The organism is Nocardia jiangxiensis NBRC 101359 (assembly GCF_000308615.1).
Classification (GTDB): domain Bacteria; phylum Actinomycetota; class Actinomycetes; order Mycobacteriales; family Mycobacteriaceae; genus Nocardia; species Nocardia jiangxiensis.
In genome coordinates this window covers 20,816-35,887 of record NZ_BAGB01000031.1, presented here as the reverse complement: position 1 = coordinate 35,887, position 15,072 = coordinate 20,816, and the positions used below count along the sequence as shown (strand labels likewise).

Sequence of the window (15,072 nt, the reverse complement as noted above, 5' to 3'; positions counted from 1 at the left end):
CCTTTTGGAGTAGACGGAACCGACTGATGCTCTTGTTGGGCGCCGGGCTAGCGGACGAAGTAGATCGTGGCGAACAGCCCGATCCAGACGATGTCGACGAAGTGCCAGTAGTAGGAGACGACGATCGCCGCGGTGGCCTGCGCCGGAGTGAACTTGGAGACCTTCGTGCGGATCAGCAGGAAGATGAACGCGACGAGACCGCCGATGACGTGCAGACCGTGGAAGCCGGTGGTGATGAAGAACACCGAGCCGTAGACGCTGCTGGAGATCGAGGTGCCCTCGCTGTAGAGGCCGTGGTACTCCGTGGCCTGGCCGCAGACGAAGAACAGACCCATGATGAAGGTCACGACGTACCAGCGCCGCAGTCCGAACACGTCGCCCTTCTCCGCGGCGAACACCCCCATCTGGCAGGTGAACGAGGAGGCGATCAGCACGGCCGTGACCGGTACCGCGAGCTTCATGTCGAGCTCGGTCGGCTCCGGCGGCCAGTTGCCGTGGGCCTGCGCGCGGGCGACGAAATACATGGCGAAGAGGCCGGCGAAGAACATCAGCTCGCTCGACAGCCAGATGATGGTTCCGACGCTGACCATGTTGGGCCGGTTCAGCGAGTGCACACGCTGGGTTATGGCCGATCCTGGTGTCCCTACTGCGGTCGTCACGCCGGTAAGTATGACTCGCCGTAGTACGACAGGAGTACTCGGGTGCGGATCTCGGTGTTTCGTGTCGGAATCCGCAGGGCGGGACACAGTCTCGTCACGGCTTCGGCGTGGTCGGCCCGCGAGTCGATCGAGCCAGGTCGCAGCGGGTTCCGGCGGGCTGCGAGACGCTCCGTCGGCCCGGTGTGCCTCGCGCGGGCGCGATTTCTATCGTGGTGTTCCGGGCGCGCACGGCGTCGATGAAACGCACGGTGACGGGTACGGAGGTCGGTATGGGATGGCGGTCGGTATGGCAGCGCTGGACCGGTCGCGGGGGTGCTGCGCGATGGGATCCGGAGCGCACGGATCTGGTGGTCGTGGTGTCGAGTTTCGATGACGCGGAGTCCTGTTCGGGCGCGCTGGAGCGGGCCGCGCAACAGTGGGCTCCCGACGTTCCGGCGATGCTGCGGCATCATCTGCGCATCCCGGCCGAACAGGTGGCGGCGGTGACCGCGCTGGCCGCGCAGGACGGCTACTCCCCCGCCGAACCCGGTGAGACGAGCCCGGCGACAGCGGATCTGCTTTTGCAGCGGGTGCAAATACTCGATGCCCTGCACTGTTCGCAGGAACGTTCGCGCATGGCGAGTCTGGCGCAACGTCACGACGGCACCGCCGTGGGCTGGGATGCCCTGCAACCGCCACGGTCCTGATCCGTCAGGGCAACCGCGCGGAGAAATGACTCGACACATCCCATTAGGCTGATTGTCCGGTAGCCGGGATGCGGCACTTGCGACAGGAGAGGTTGATGAGCGCGCGCAGCTGGCCCCAGATTCTCGGGGCCCTCACCGACGGGGTCGATCTGACCACGGAGGACACCGCGTGGGCGATCGATGAGATCTTCTCCGACAACGCGACTCAGGCCCAGATCGCGGCGTTCGGCGTCGCGATGAAGATGAAGGGCCCGACCCCGGCGGAGTTGGCGGGGCTGGCCGACGCCATGCTCGGGCGGTCCCGGCGGGTGCCGATCGAGGGTCCGGCGATCGATATCGTCGGCACCGGCGGGGATCGGTCGGGCACGGTCAACATCTCGACGATGTCCTCGATCGTGGTGTCGTCGGCCGGAGTTCCGGTGGTCAAGCACGGCAACCGGGCGGCCTCCTCCAAGAGTGGCGGCGCGGACGTGCTCGAGGCTCTCGGGGTGAAGATCGCACTGGGCCCCGAATCGGTGGCGCGGTGTGTGCGCGAGGTCGGCATCGGTTTCTGTTTCGCCCCGATATTCCATTCCGGCCTGCGGTTCGCGGGACGCGCCCGCGCCGAGATCGGCATCCCCACCGTCTACAACGTGCTCGGCCCGCTGACCAATCCGGCCCAGCCGCAGGCCGGACTGATCGGCTGCGCCTTCCCGGACCTGGTCGGCGTGATCGCCGGGGCCTTCGCCGGACGTAAGAAGAACGCCCTGGTGGTGCGCGGGAACGACGGTCTGGACGAGATCACCACCGCCGATACCACCGACGTCTGGGTGGTCACCGGGGGCAGCGTGTCCGAGACGACCGTCGACCCGACGCGGCTGGGTATCGAGCGGGTTCCGCCCGAAGCACTGCGGGGTGGCGACGCCGAGGTCAACGCCGCCATCGCCCGCGAGATGTTCGCCGGCGCGCCCGGCGCGGTCCGGGACGCGGTGCTGCTGAACTCCGCGGCCGCGATCGTGGCGTACGAGCTGACTCCCGAGTCGGCGAACGGCGATATTCACGACGCGCTGGCCGCTTCGCTGGATCGGGTCGCGCAGGCCGTCGACGGTGGTGCGGCCACGGAGCTGCTGGAGCGTTGGGCGGCGCTGAGCAACGAGCTCGGCGACGACTGATCGCGCGATCGTGGGTCACGCGAGGTCGTCGCACGGGCCGCGGCTCATCCCCTGCCGCAGGGCCTCGACTCCTCTCCTACGGATGCCCGAGACCCCGATTCGCTCCTTACGCCTGCCTTTCGCATGCGGCCCGGTACGGCACTCCGGCTAGATACTCGCGCCACACGTCGGCGGTGAGAACCCCCTTCGAGTCCTGGCAGATTCGGCGCGCGACACGATCGGGATCCAGGTCCCACCAACGGATTTCGCCACGTGCATTGGTCCCGACGAGGTGGTTGCCGTCCGGTGCGAACGCAAGGTTCCAGCCCGACCCGATCCTCATCCAGCCAGGTGCGCAGGCGCGGCCAGGCATCCAGGACGATTTCGTGTGTGAGATAAGCGGTTTCGGCGTCCAGGGTGATCAGCCGAGTGCGCGCCAGCGCCTCCAGCGCGGCATCGGCGGCCTCGATCGCCCGGCGGGTCAGCTCCTCCCGGGAAACGCGCCGACGGGTGTCCCGCGAATCCCGGCCGACGGTGATCAATCCGAGCAGGACCTGTTTGGCGGCTGCCTGTTGGAATTCACTCAGACCGGTCCAGGCTCGTTCGGCGGTCGCCGACACCGAGCCGACGACGCCGCCGGCCGCACGGTATCCCTCGATGGTCAGCCGCCTCCCGAACGTCGCTCCCACGCGGCCGTCATGACGTGCGACAGCAGCGGCAGCGCGCCCGGACCCGCGTATCCGATCGCGCCCAGCAGTGCCGTCAGCGGCCGGGCGCCGGGCGTGAGAATCACACTGTCCCAGCCGTCCTCGGCCAGTTGCGGGGCCACACCGGCCGCCAGCAGCGAGGACTTTCCCGCCCCGGACGCACCGACCAGTACGACGATGCCGCCGTCCCCTTCGGCCGTGGCGCGCACTAGCCCGGCCAGTTCGGCGGTCGGGCGGGTACGTCCGAAGAACAGCGCTGCGTCCTCACGGCGGTATGCCGACAGCCCCGGATACGGACAGGGCAGTTGCGGATCGGCATCGGCCGTCCAGGCGACCGCTGCCTCCCAGATGCGCTGCCATTCCCGCACATCCAGTAACGCGGGCGGTACCGGCTCGCTGGATTTGCGCGCCTCCTCGATCAAAGTCAGCAGCACCGGAACCAGCGCGTCGAATTTGGCGGGCACATTGCGTCCCGCTCGCCAGTCGCTGATCCGCTGGGCGGAAACCCCGCCACCCTGTCCCTTGGCGCGGGCGGCCCGCATCCGCGCACCGGCGGCTGTGGCGACGCGTTTGAGCGTCGGATTCCCGGCGGCCTCGTAGAGTTCCGCGAAGCGATTCGCGAAGACCGTCCGAGGTGTCTGCGGCACTCGTATGCCGTTGTCGGCCGTACTCATTGGCCCCCTCCGATGCCTCGCCGTCGAGCGACTCGACGGGCTCGGCCCACGGTAGGCGAACCGGACATCACGTCATCGGTGATCCGCGGCGGATTGCCTGGTCGGACCCGCCGACCGATGTTCCGGACCGGAGCCGACACGCGCGGACCCGCACGGCCGAATCACGCGCTCTGCCGGAGCAATTCACCTGCACGGATTTGTCTCGTGTCCTTCGGAATTCGGCGTGTATTTCCGTCATAGCAGGCTCCGCTGCGGGTGATTTCGTTCATGCCGCGCTAGCGGTCCGGATCAGGACAGGTAGCGAACGATGCTCTCGGCGATACAGGCCGGTTTGTCCGCACCCTCGAGCTCGATCGTGACGGTGCGCTGGGCCTGGATGCCGCCGGGAATCTCGCGCACCGAGTCCAGGCTGACCCGGGCGCGGATGCGCCCGCCCACCGGAACAGGGGTGATGAACCGGACCTTGTTGAGCCCGTAGTTGATTCCCATCCGCACCCCGCCGACACTCGTGGCCTGATTCACCAGCGGCACCGACAGCGACAGGGTCAGGAATCCGTGCGCGATGGGCCCGCCGAACGGCCCCTTCGCCGCCTTCTCCGGATCCACGTGGATCCACTGGTGATCGCCGGTGGCGTCGGCGAAGGTGTCCACACGCTGCTGATCGATCGTCATCCAGTCGCTGACACCGATCTCGGTGCCCACAGCGGCGGTGAACTCTTCCAGATTCGCGAACTCGGTCATTATCAAGCGCTCCTTCGGTTCTCGCCGACCACGTTAACCTTTCTCACGACCTGCCCGGTGCGCGGGCGAGCGCCGCATCCAGCAGCGTCTCGGCCGCCGCGCGGGCATCGGCCCCCGCGGCGCCGTCACCGTCGATCTGGGTGACCACGGTGGACCCCTCGACGAGCAGGAGCAGCTGCCGGGCCAGCGGTGCGGGATCGGCCACACCGGCCTCGGCCAGCAACTGCTGCAACAGCTTTCGATATCGCATGAGGTGAGCGCGGGTGATGTCCCGGGCACTGTCCCCGCCGCGGCTGTCCGCGGCGTAGTTGACCACCGCGCAGCCGCGGAACCCCTGTTCGGCGAACCACCGCGTCAGCAGGTCGAACAACGCCGTCACCCGGGCGCGGCCCGCGGGCACCTCCGCCAGACCCGCGGCCAGCCAGGCGTGGATACGATCGCTGCGTTCGCGCACCACCGCTTCGGCCAGTCCCTCCTTGGACTCGAAGTAGCGGTAGATGGTCAGGGGCGAGGCGTTGGCCGCCGACGCGATCTCGCGCATGCCCACCGCGGCGAGACTGCGCTCGTAGAACAGCCGCGCGGCCACGTCCAGCACCCGGGCGCGGGTGGCATCGGGATCGATCGTCTCTCCGGCCCTGACCGGCATCGGATCACCTCATTTTCGTATCTCCGGCACCAGTGCGGCAGCCTGAACCGGTCTGCGCAGCAGGGTACTCGCGAGCACCGCGGCCCCGATCCCCAGGACCGCCGCCACCACGAAGGCGGTGCGATATCCCGCGCCGACCGCGAGCAGACCACCCACCGGCCCGGCCACCATGATGCCGAGATCCCAGCACGAGGTCACCGCCCCGACCGCCGCACCCGGACACAGCGACCCGGTGCGGCGCAGCGTGATCGCCACCGTCGCCGGATACATCAGCGCGAGCCCGGCTCCGGCGAGCACCGCTCCCGCCAGCACGGCCGGTTCGGCCCGGATCAGCCCCGCCAGCAACAGGCCCGCGGATTCCACGGCGAGCGAACACGTCGCGATACCGACCCCGCCGAGGCGATCGACCAGCGGACTCCCCGCTAATCGCGTGATCAGGAAGGCGACGGCGAACAGCGACAGCACCGCCGCCGCACCCCCGCCGTGCAGGCTGCGCAGATACAGTACGGCCAGCGCGGACACGGTCCCGTACCCGTAGGCCGCGAGCCCGAACACCAAGCCCGGCAATCCGATTCCCGCAGGCAACAGATCCGCCGGACGCCACCACACGCCGGTCCCGGACGCGCCGGGCGCGCGGCGCGGGGTGGCCGCGGTCAGGCCCGCCGAAGCCGCTCCGAGTGCGACCACGACCCACCACACCCCGCGATATCCGGCGGCCGAATCCACCGCGGCGGCCAGCGCGGGCCCAGCCGACAATCCGCCCCACATCGATAGTCCGAACCCTCCCGCCATTCGTCCACGCCGATCCGGCTCCGTCCCTGCGAGCACCCACGGCAGCGCCCCGGAGAACAGTGCGGCCTCCCCCGCCCCCATCACCAGCCGCGACCCCAACAGCACCGCCGCATCGGGCGCGATCAGATGTCCGGCCCCACCGATCGCGGTCAACATCCCGCCGAGCAGCACCACCGGCCGAGCCCGTCCGTGGTCGGCCGCGCCCCCGGCGAAGGGCCGCCCGATCGCGGTGGCCAGAAACGCGATTCCCACCGCACTCGCACTCAACACCGCCCCGCCGTCGAACCGCCGCGCCACGAACGTGGGCATCTCCTGCACGGTCGCCCCCAGCGCCAGATACCCCGCCAACACCGCCAGCCAGAGCCGGATCAGGGGAACCTTCATCCGCGCAACCATATTCAGAAGATAACTATCGTTACCATCTAGAGTCAACGGCGAACGACAGCCCGCACAGGCCGAATACCGGTCGAAGCCAGTGATATTCGAGGTCCGCTCGCCAGGGCAACCGTCAGAAACGATCTGCCACACATCGATTCACTCGATGTCGGCTGGTGGTTCCTCGGGCGGGAGCAGGATCGCAGGCATCGCGATGAGGCCGGTAGACGTGCGGTCGCGCTCGTGGGCGACCCAGTCGGCGGTGTGGCCACGACCGCCGCTGTGCCTGGGAAGAACCTGCGCTCGCCGGTGTGGCGGATCGCTGGCGATTGATCTCCGGCCCACCCACCGCATCCCGCTTCACCCGCTGATCGGAGTCCGCTCTCGCGACAGATCCGGTATCAGCGCGGGAACTGCACCAGGACGCGCATACCGGCGGGCTCGAGGACTACGACGGTGGGGATGAGGTCCGAGCCGCAGTCGTGCGGTTCGCGGACCAGATCGGCGAGGGTGCCCGCGGCATCGGTATCGGCGCGGGCGAAGTAGAGATGGTCCTCGCACGGGAAGGCCGCGACGAAACGATCACCGCCGATCAGGCCGGCCACTCGATCGGTGAAGCCCGGCAGCGCCAGCGCGGCGGCGGGCATGTGGCGGGAGTCGATGCCCTGGAAATGCACGACCCGGTCGCGGGCGGTCTCGCCGCGCAGCACCGTGCGCAGGCCCTCGCCCAGGTTCGCATTCGCCTCCGAGAGCACGTCCTCGAACGTGAAACCCGCATCCTGCACATGCTTTTCGAGCACCCAGTGCATGCCGAGCGAACCCTGCGGCGTCGGCGCGACACCCGCGACCACGACGTACAGCTGCCCGGGAATCAACGCGCGAGAGGCCACCAGCGGCGGCGGCTCCGCCGTGGTGCGCAACATCGGAATCATCAGCGGCTCGTCCGAACCGGCCTCGCGGTCGGTGCGATTCGCGCGCTGCCGCTCCTCCTGCTCGAGCTGCCGCTCGGCCTCCTGCCGGGCCTGCTCGGCCGCGGCCAGGGCCTGATCCCAGCCGTCCGGTTCGGGCCGGGTGAAGGCCGCGGAGACCTCCCGCAGATTCGGGAAGTTCTTCCGCAGGAAGCTCTCGTCGGCCTCGGTGGGCGCCCAGTCCGAGGCGATGCCGGTGACCGACTCGGCGGTCATCCCGTGCTGGCGGATCACCGTCCGCCATGCCTGCCGATACCCGTCCTCCACCAGCACCGGAACGGTCGTATCGGCCATCTTCCCGGACTCGCCGTACCGGAAGATGACGATATTGACCTCGTCACGCACAGCCTCACTCACCACAATGTCCTCCGGCCCCGAATCCGCCCACAACAAAGGCGATTTCGGAACTTAGGCGATATCCGCTGGACACGCCAAAACGATCATCGCCGGTGGGCGGGTCGCGGCGGCGCGGACCACCCGGGTCCGCGCCGCGCCTAACCCCTGGATCAACCCGGGAAGTGCGCCCTGACCTGATCCTCGGTGAGCCCGTAATCGGCCAGCTCGTACCGGTGCGCGGGCTTGCGGTCGCCGCTGCGGCTCTCCTCGTCCAGGACGGTCATCGCCGCCCGCGCGGCATCGGTGAATTCGATGCCGAACCGCCGGTAGATCGACTCGATCGTGCCCAGCGGATCCGCCCGCAGATCGGCGAAGTCGACGTCGATGAACTGCGCCGCGTCGTACCGTTCCCGCGCGGCGGTGAACTCGCGCAGCCCGCGCGACCACAGCTCCAGCTGCGATTCACCGATCCGCTTGCCGGAGAACGTGTTCGACCAGCCCTTGGTGGCGTGTTCGGACAGGCTGCAGGAGGAGGCCAGCACGGTCACCGGATCGCGGTGGGTCTGGATGATCAGCGCGTCCGGATACACCTTCAGCAGCGCGTCCAGGGCGAACAGGTGGCTGGGATTCTTCAGGATCCAGCGCCGCTCGTCACCGAGCCCGATCAGCTGCAGATTCTCGCGATGCCGGACGTAGGCGTTGGTCCAGTCCTGCCGTTGCAGCCACTGCGAATAGGTCGGCAGCCAGGCCAGACTCTCGTAGGCGATGGATTTCGCGGTCTGCCGCAACAACTGCCAGCACTCCTCCACCTCGGCGGCGGACATGTAGTGCAGGCCCATGAATTCCGGATTCTCCACGTGATGCTGCGCGAAGCCGGCATCGATCTGCTGGAAGATCGGGTTCTGCGACCAGGTCTCGCGCGGCGGACGCGGCTGCGGATACTCGCTCAGCCACATCTCGAGCGCCTGATGCCCCGGATCGGCGGCGAGCAGCCGATGCAGTGCGGTCGTGCCGGTGCGCGGCAGCCCGGTCACGAATATCGGCCTGGTGACCGGGGTTTCGACGTATTCGGGATGAGCCTTCCAGGACGCCTCGCTCAATGCGCGGGCCACCAGCGCCCCGCGCAGGAAATAGCGGTTCATCTTGCTGCCGAGTTCGGTCAGCTCGGCATCGCGCTGATACGACTCCAACAGGACGCCCAGCGCCTCGGTGTAGTCGTCGGCCCCGAAATCGGTGAGCCCGCAGGCTTTCGTCGCCGAGGTGTGCAGATCCTCGATCGTGCCGACGTCGGTACGTAGGGTCATGTGTTCGATTCCTTCAGGAGTGGTATTCGCCGCAGTTGACGTCGAGGGTCTGGCCGGTGACGGCGCTGGACCAGTCGGAGGCGAAGAACACCACGGCGCGGGCGATTTCGTCGGGTTCGGGCAGTCGCTTCAGGTCCGAGCGGCTCGCGGTCTGCTCGTACACCTGCTCGGCGGTGATGCCGTATTTCTTCGCGACCTCGCCGAAATACCATTTCAGCTGATCGCTCCAGATATAGCCGGGCGCGACGGTGTTGATGCGAATTCCCTTGTCCCCCAGCTCGGTCGCCAGAGTCTGCGACATCGCCAGCAGTGCCGCCTTGGCGACTTTGTAACTGCCGTAGCGGGGTTCGGAATGGCGCAGCACCATCGAATTGATCATCACCACCGAACCCTTGGATTTGGCCAGCTCGTCGGTGAACGCCTTGGTCACCCGCAATCCGCCCAGCACCGTGAGTTCCACGCTGTCGCGAATCTGCTGAAAGTCGGTGCGTTCCAACGGCTTCATCGAAGGCACCGAGAACGCGTTGTTCACCAGCGCGTCCACCCGCCCGAAGGTGTCGACCGTGCGGGTGATCAGATTCGCGACCGCGGCGTCGTCGGTGATATCGGTCGGCACGCTCAAGGTCGTGCCGCCCGCGGCCGCCACCTCCGCCGCCACCTCGGCCAACCGCGATTCGGTCCGAGCAGCCAGGACGACCTTCGCGCCCTGTGCCGCGGCCTGCAAGCAGATGGACCGCCCCAGTCCCGGCCCCACGCCGCTGACCACGACCACTTTATCAGCGAGCAGCATCACAGCATCCTGTCCGCGAACGCCCGCTGACGCTCGGCAATCCTTGCCCGCCAACCACTCTCGTCGACCTTGTTGGTCTCGTAGTACGGCAGGTGAGCGGCGACCTCGTCCAGTGCGAGCAGTTGCACGGCGGGGCCGTCGGCGGCGGTCATCGCCCGATCGACCCGCTGCCAGCGGAACTGCAGGATGCCGCGCCGACGTCCGGTCGTCTCGAGCCAGTTGGCGATGCCGGGATTACCCGCCGAAACCACCATGCGGATCATGCCGTCCGGATCCACCTGTGCCTGAGCGCTGTTCAGGCTGGTCTGGTGGTTCACGTAATCCAGCGAGATGTACCAGCGACTGCCGAGCTGAAAACCCTGGTAGGGCGCATCGGATTTCGGCACCGTGATCAGCAGCGCCTGATCCTCGGCCAGATCGAAGTGGCCGACCGAGGAGAACTGCGTGCTCAGCCCGCCCGGGGTGAGCCGGGGTTCGGTCAGCGTATTGACCGGCAGGTCCAGATAGAACCATTTCGGGAAGTTGAACCAGGTGTGGATGCGCTGCACCAACTGCCGTGCCGCCGCCCGGTAGCGTTTGCGCAACTTCTCCGGATCCGCTGCGACAGGGGCGGTTCCGATGGTGTCCACGCGCTCGATGCGAATGGTTCCCTTGCGCTCGTTCGCCCAGTCGCCGTAGACCTCGCGCACCGCCAACATCGACGCGCCCTCGCCGAGCACGAAGTAATTCGGTCCCGGATCGTCCTTGGGCGGGCCGAATCGCAACCGGTAGCTGCCGTCCTCGTCGATCTGCAGGCGGCGGTCGTCGAACGCGTCGTCGCCGTTGGGCACATCGCTGGCGGTGTAATCGCCCTTGAGCACCTGGAAACTCAGATCCACGGTGCTGCCGCGGGTTCCGGTGAGCAGGTATTCCGCGCCGGGCTCGACATTCGCGTGGTAGTAGAGCGTATCCGGATTGTCCAGGCCCATCTTGGTGTACGGGCCGGTCGAGGTGACGAACTGCGGATGGCTCGTACCGTGCACCCCGGACAACTGCAGTACCGCGGCGATACTCCCGGCGAGATATTCGTATCCCTCGGCGAGATCTGCTTCGCTGTCGATGAAATCGGCGGCGGCCACCAGTCTTTCGGCCTCGGCGATCGCCGCCTGGAACGGCTCGGTCAGCGATGGTTCGGGGGTGGCCGGCGTATTCACCGCTGCGGGTGGGTTGTCCATTCGATTCCTGATTCGTCGGAAATGGTTTGTGTTGTGCCGCTGCTACGGTCGCAGCGATTCGAGAATTCGGGTGGCGACCTCGGCCGGTGTGCCGTCCTCGGGAGTGATGACGACATCGGCGTGTTCGGGACGCTCGTACGGCGAGTCGATTCCGGTGAAATCGCGAATCTCCCCGGCCCGCGCCCGCGCGTACAGTCCCTTGGGATCGCGGCGCTCGCACAGTTCCAGGGGCGTGTCGACGAAGATCTCACCGAACGGCAGCCCCCGGTCCGCGTGCACCTGCCGCGCCTGCTCACGTTGTTCGGCGAACGGGCTGATCAGCGAAACGATCACCACCACACCGGCATCGGCGAACAAGGCGGCGACCTCGGCGACGCGCCGGATGTTCTCCCGGCGGTCCGCGTCGGAGAAACCCAGATCCGCGTTCAGACCGTGCCGCAGATTGTCGCCGTCGAGCAGATAGGCCGGACGACCCGAATTCACCAGTCGCCGTTCCAATTCCACGGCGATCGTAGATTTCCCGGAACCCGACAGACCGGTCAGCCACAGGGTCGCCCCGGCACTGGCCCGCTCCGCGCGATCGACCACCGAACTGTGCCAGACGATCTCGTTGCGCTGCCCGGTCTCGCGCGCCAGGATCATGCCCGCGGCCACCGTCCGATTGGTCACCTCGTCGATCAGGATGAAGCTGCCGGTGCGGCGGTTGTCCCGATACGGATCGAACATCAGCGGCGCCCGGCTGTGCAGCCGCACCCGGCCGATGTCGTTGAGCCCCAGACCTTCCGCGTCCTCGACACGATGCAGGGTGTTCACGTCCAGGCGATAGTCCAGCTCGCTGACCCGCACCCGCGCGGACTGGGCCGCGGTGCGCACGGTGTAGTCCGTACCCGGCCGCAGCACCGCCTCGTCGTCGAACCAGCACACCGTCGCATCGATCTCGCGATCGATGTGCGGCCGATTGCCCGGACGCGCGAGCATATCCCCGCGACCGATGTCGAGTTCGTCCTCCAGCGCCAGCGAGACGGCCATTCCGGTGAACGCCTCGTCCACCTTGGTCCCGCCCGGACCCCAGATCCGTGCGACCCGGCTGGTCTGCCCGGACGGCAGCACCACGACCTCGTCACCCGGTTTGAAGATGCCGCCCGCGACCGTCCCGGCATAGCTGCGCGGCTCGTCCGCAGTTTCATCGGGCATGAGCGCGGGGCCTGCGTGGTTACGCTCCGCTGCCGCCTCCGGCCCTGACCCGCTCGTACGGGGCCGCAGCACGTACTGCACCGGCAGGCGGGCATCGATCAGATTGCGGTCCGAGGCGATGTGCACGTCCTCGAGATGCGCCAGCAGCGGCGGGCCGGGATACCACGGCATCTGCGCGGAGGTCTCGACCACGTTGTCGCCCAGCAGCGCCGACACCGGCACGAAGCTCAGATCACCGACGGTCAGCTTGGCGGCGAAATCGGCGAACTCGGCCCGGATCTCGTCGAATCGCTCCTGCGAGAAATCCACCAGGTCCATCTTGTTGACGCACACCACCAGGTGCGGAACGCCCAGCAGCGCCGCCAGGAATGCGTGCCGGCGCGTCTGCTCGACCACGCCCTTGCGCGCGTCGATCAGGATCAGCGCCAGATCGGCGGTGGACGCGCCGGTCACCATGTTCCGGGTGTACTGCACATGCCCCGGGGTGTCGGCGATGATGAATTTCCTTCGCGGCGTGGCGAAGTAGCGGTAGGCGACGTCGATCGTGATGCCCTGCTCGCGTTCCGCGCGCAGCCCGTCGGTCACCAACGCCAGGTCCGCCGCCCCGTCGCCGCGTTGCGCGCTGACCCGTTCGATGGCCGCGAGCTGATCGCTGAACAGGCTCTTGGAGTCGTAGAGCAGACGGCCGATCAGCGTGGACTTGCCGTCGTCCACGCTGCCCGCGGTCGCCAGACGTAACAGATTGCGGCTCATCAGAAGTAGCCCTCTCGCTTGCGATCCTCCATGCCGCTCTCGGAGATCCGGTCGTCCGCACGCGTCGCGCCGCGTTCGGTCAGTCGGGTGACGGCGGTTTCCGCGATCACCGCGGCCGGATCGGCGGCCTCGCTCTCGACGCATCCGGTGCAGGTCGCATCGCCCACGGTGCGGAAGCGCACGGTCGCCTCGAACAGCGGCTCGTCCGGGCTCGGAGTCAGAAAACGGTTGTCGGCCAGGAGCATTCCGTCCCGCCGGAACACCTGCCGCCGATGCGCGTAGTACAGCGAGGGCAGGTCCACCGCCTCCCGGTCGATGTACTCCCAGATGTCCAGTTCGGTCCAGTTCGACAGCGGGAACACCCGGATGTGCTCGCCCGCACGATGTCTGCCGTTGTAGAGATTCCAGATCTCCGGGCGCTGCGCCCGCGGCTCCCAGGCGCCGAACTCGTCGCGGAAGCTGAAGACCCGTTCCTTGGCCCGCGCCTTCTCCTCGTCGCGGCGCGCCCCGCCGAAGACCGCGTCGAAGCGGTGTTCTCCGATCGCGCGCAGCAGGGTCGTGGTCTGTAGCCGATTGCGCGTCTCGCCCGGCCGCTCGTGCACCCGACCGGCATCGATGTCGTCCTGCACCCGGGCCACCAGCAGCCGGGCCCCGGCACGTTCGGCCGCGCGATCACGGAATTCGATCACCTCGTCGAAGTTGTGACCGGTGTCGATGTGCATCAGCGTGAACGGCAGCGGCGCGGGCCAGAACGCCTTGCGCGCCACCTCCAGCATCACGGCCGAATCCTTACCGCCGGAGAACAGCAGCACCGGCCGTTCGAAGGTCGCCGCGACCTCACGGAAGATATGCACCGATTCGGCCTCCAGGGCCGCCAGATGCGACAGCTCGTATCCCGTCCGCATCACACTTCTCACCCACTCACCGCGACGGATCGTTCGCATCGCTCTTACCACTCGCGCCTGTCTCCGACCATCCGCCGGAATCCTGACCGGAGTTGCGATGTCGAATATTCGACGCTATCGTTCGATATTGTGACACCGACGATAGGCCCGAAGCGCCACGCCGGTCAAGAACCTGTTTCAGAAATTGGTTCGGCCGCGCCCGCCTCACCGCCCACCCACCGCGTCGTCCAGGTGATCGGGCTGCTGTCCCGCCACGTCGGCGACCATCTCTCGCTGGCCCGGATCGTCCGCGAGACGGACCTGTCCCGCGCCACCGCGCACGCGGTGCTCACCCAGCTCACCGCCGATCACTGGACCGTGCGGGACGCCGACGGCAACTACGGGCTGGGCCTGGGCCTGCTCACCGTCGCCCGCCGCGCCGAGTCCGCGTTCCCGCTGCGCCGCCTGGCCCTGACTCCCATCCGCGAGTTCTCCGCACGTCAGGGCATTCCGGTCTTCCTCGCCGAGCGCGAGGACGGCGCGATCGTCATCACCGAGGTCGCGGGTACCCCGACGCTGCCGTGGATCCGGCCGGGCCGCCGCCTGCCGCTCGCGCCGCCGGTCGTCCGCGAATTCCTGGCCTGGGCGCCCGAGCCCGACCGCCAGGCCTGGCTCGGCCATGCCGATCCGGCGCATCGCGACCGTCTGGTCGCGGTCCTGGCGGCGGTGCGCAATCGCGGCTATTCGGTCGAACGGCTGGCCGACGACTCGGCCCCGATGCTCGAAGCGCTTGCCGCGCTGCGCGACTCGCCCGTCACCGATCCGCTGCGCAACCGGCTCGGCGCGATGATCGCCGATCTGATCACCATCGACTACCTGCCCGACGAGCTGGGACCGGCCAATGCCGTCGTCACCGTCGCGGCTCCGATCTTCCTGGGCTCCACGGTGACCGCCGCCGTCGTCGCCTGCCCCGACACCCTGCTGTCGGCCGAGGAACTCACCGCGCTCGGCACCGCGACGCGCGAAATGGGTGACGCGCTCACCGCAGCACTACGCCAGGACACCACCACACCGCTGACAACCGTCCAGCCCGGCTGACGCCCGATCCGCGGACAACGCCGCTCGGCTCGGCCACGTGGTTCACCAACTGCCCCACCAGCATCCAGAGCACCAATTCGCCCTGGTGCAAACGCTCCCGACCGGCACCGGGTTCGAGACC

15 protein-coding genes are annotated in these 15,072 nt (G+C 68.0%); 3 read left to right on the top strand and 12 right to left on the bottom strand.

Features of this window, described 5'->3' with window-relative positions; genetic code table 11:
- Positions 1-47: 47 nt before the first annotated feature.
- The gene (ctaE, locus tag ON40_RS10445) at positions 48-659 is read right to left on the bottom strand and encodes an aa3-type cytochrome oxidase subunit III (RefSeq protein WP_040821086.1); all 612 of its coding nucleotides are present in this window, start codon (positions 657-659) and stop codon (positions 48-50) included.
- Positions 660-928: 269 nt separating this feature from the next.
- Here ctaE and ON40_RS10440 point away from each other — a divergent pair, with 269 nt between their 5' ends.
- Both ON40_RS10440 and trpD read left to right on the top strand, forming a co-directional pair.
- Positions 929-1,345, top strand: a complete 417-nt coding sequence (locus tag ON40_RS10440) for a hypothetical protein (protein WP_040821404.1) — start codon at positions 929-931, stop codon at positions 1,343-1,345.
- Positions 1,346-1,440: 95 nt separating this feature from the next.
- Positions 1,441-2,496 (top strand): anthranilate phosphoribosyltransferase, encoded by a 1,056-nt coding sequence (gene trpD / locus ON40_RS10435; RefSeq protein WP_083895554.1) that lies wholly within the window; start codon positions 1,441-1,443, stop codon positions 2,494-2,496.
- Between the two features lie 44 nt (positions 2,497-2,540).
- Here trpD and ON40_RS56020 read toward each other — a convergent pair whose 3' ends face one another.
- The 11 genes from ON40_RS56020 to cysD all read right to left on the bottom strand — a co-directional run bounded on the left by ON40_RS56020 (position 2,541) and on the right by cysD (position 13,913).
- Positions 2,541-3,095, bottom strand: a complete 555-nt coding sequence (locus ON40_RS56020; protein ID WP_373281890.1) for an nSTAND1 domain-containing NTPase — start codon at positions 3,093-3,095, stop codon at positions 2,541-2,543.
- 41 nt (positions 3,096-3,136) lie between these two features.
- The gene (locus tag ON40_RS10425) at positions 3,137-3,856 is read right to left on the bottom strand and encodes an ATP-binding protein (protein WP_040821080.1); all 720 of its coding nucleotides are present in this window, start codon (positions 3,854-3,856) and stop codon (positions 3,137-3,139) included.
- Positions 3,857-4,144: 288 nt separating this feature from the next.
- Positions 4,145-4,597 (bottom strand): MaoC family dehydratase, encoded by a 453-nt coding sequence (locus ON40_RS10420; protein ID WP_040821078.1) that lies wholly within the window; start codon positions 4,595-4,597, stop codon positions 4,145-4,147.
- Between the two features lie 43 nt (positions 4,598-4,640).
- Positions 4,641-5,243 carry a TetR/AcrR family transcriptional regulator gene (locus ON40_RS10415; protein ID WP_040821076.1) on the bottom strand — a complete coding sequence of 201 codons (603 nt, stop codon included), beginning with the start codon at positions 5,241-5,243 and terminating at the stop codon, positions 4,641-4,643.
- 9 nt (positions 5,244-5,252) lie between these two features.
- A complete protein-coding gene (locus ON40_RS10410; RefSeq protein WP_051192947.1) occupies positions 5,253-6,419 on the bottom strand; it encodes an MFS transporter in 1,167 nt (388 codons plus the stop codon).
- 392 nt (positions 6,420-6,811) lie between these two features.
- Positions 6,812-7,735 carry a hypothetical protein gene (locus ON40_RS48055; RefSeq protein WP_157186261.1) on the bottom strand — a complete coding sequence of 308 codons (924 nt, stop codon included), beginning with the start codon at positions 7,733-7,735 and terminating at the stop codon, positions 6,812-6,814.
- A 149-nt stretch (positions 7,736-7,884) separates the two neighbouring features.
- Positions 7,885-9,018, bottom strand: coding sequence for a sulfotransferase family protein (locus tag ON40_RS10400; protein WP_040821075.1), 1,134 nt, complete (start codon positions 9,016-9,018; stop codon positions 7,885-7,887).
- A 13-nt stretch (positions 9,019-9,031) separates the two neighbouring features.
- Positions 9,032-9,808, bottom strand: a complete 777-nt coding sequence (locus ON40_RS10395) for an SDR family oxidoreductase (protein ID WP_040821073.1) — start codon at positions 9,806-9,808, stop codon at positions 9,032-9,034.
- Positions 9,808-11,022 carry a hypothetical protein gene (locus ON40_RS10390; RefSeq protein WP_040821070.1) on the bottom strand — a complete coding sequence of 405 codons (1,215 nt, stop codon included), beginning with the start codon at positions 11,020-11,022 and terminating at the stop codon, positions 9,808-9,810. The genes ON40_RS10395 and ON40_RS10390 overlap by 1 nt, the downstream gene beginning before the upstream one ends.
- Positions 11,023-11,064: 42 nt before the next feature.
- Entirely contained in the window at positions 11,065-12,969 is a 1,905-nt protein-coding gene (gene cysC / locus ON40_RS10385; protein WP_040821069.1) for an adenylyl-sulfate kinase, read from the bottom strand.
- Entirely contained in the window at positions 12,969-13,913 is a 945-nt protein-coding gene (gene cysD, locus ON40_RS10380; protein WP_051192945.1) for a sulfate adenylyltransferase subunit CysD, read from the bottom strand. Before cysD ends, cysC begins: the two co-directional genes overlap by 1 nt.
- 90 nt (positions 13,914-14,003) lie before the next feature.
- On the opposite strand from cysD, the gene ON40_RS10375 reads away from it, so the two are divergent.
- A complete protein-coding gene (locus tag ON40_RS10375) occupies positions 14,004-14,951 on the top strand; it encodes a helix-turn-helix domain-containing protein (RefSeq protein ID WP_245567744.1) in 948 nt (315 codons plus the stop codon).
- Positions 14,952-15,072 lie beyond the last annotated feature (121 nt).

Coding starts and splice junctions, on each gene's coding strand:
- ON40_RS10410 (WP_051192947.1), bottom strand. CDS start 6,419: ATGAAGGTTCCCCTGATCCGGCTCTGGCTGGCGGTGTTGGCGGGGTAT.
- ON40_RS10400 (WP_040821075.1), bottom strand. CDS start 9,018: ATGACCCTACGTACCGACGTCGGCACGATCGAGGATCTGCACACCTCG.
- ON40_RS10415 (WP_040821076.1), bottom strand. CDS start 5,243: ATGCCGGTCAGGGCCGGAGAGACGATCGATCCCGATGCCACCCGCGCC.
- cysD (WP_051192945.1), bottom strand. CDS start 13,913: ATGCGAACGATCCGTCGCGGTGAGTGGGTGAGAAGTGTGATGCGGACG.
- trpD (WP_083895554.1), top strand. CDS start 1,441: ATGAGCGCGCGCAGCTGGCCCCAGATTCTCGGGGCCCTCACCGACGGG.
- ON40_RS10395 (WP_040821073.1), bottom strand. CDS start 9,808: ATGCTGCTCGCTGATAAAGTGGTCGTGGTCAGCGGCGTGGGGCCGGGA.
- cysC (WP_040821069.1), bottom strand. CDS start 12,969: ATGAGCCGCAATCTGTTACGTCTGGCGACCGCGGGCAGCGTGGACGAC.
- ON40_RS10425 (WP_040821080.1), bottom strand. CDS start 3,856: ATGAGTACGGCCGACAACGGCATACGAGTGCCGCAGACACCTCGGACG.
- ON40_RS10420 (WP_040821078.1), bottom strand. CDS start 4,597: ATGACCGAGTTCGCGAATCTGGAAGAGTTCACCGCCGCTGTGGGCACC.
- ON40_RS10440 (WP_040821404.1), top strand. CDS start 929: ATGGGATGGCGGTCGGTATGGCAGCGCTGGACCGGTCGCGGGGGTGCT.
- ON40_RS10390 (WP_040821070.1), bottom strand. CDS start 11,022: ATGGACAACCCACCCGCAGCGGTGAATACGCCGGCCACCCCCGAACCA.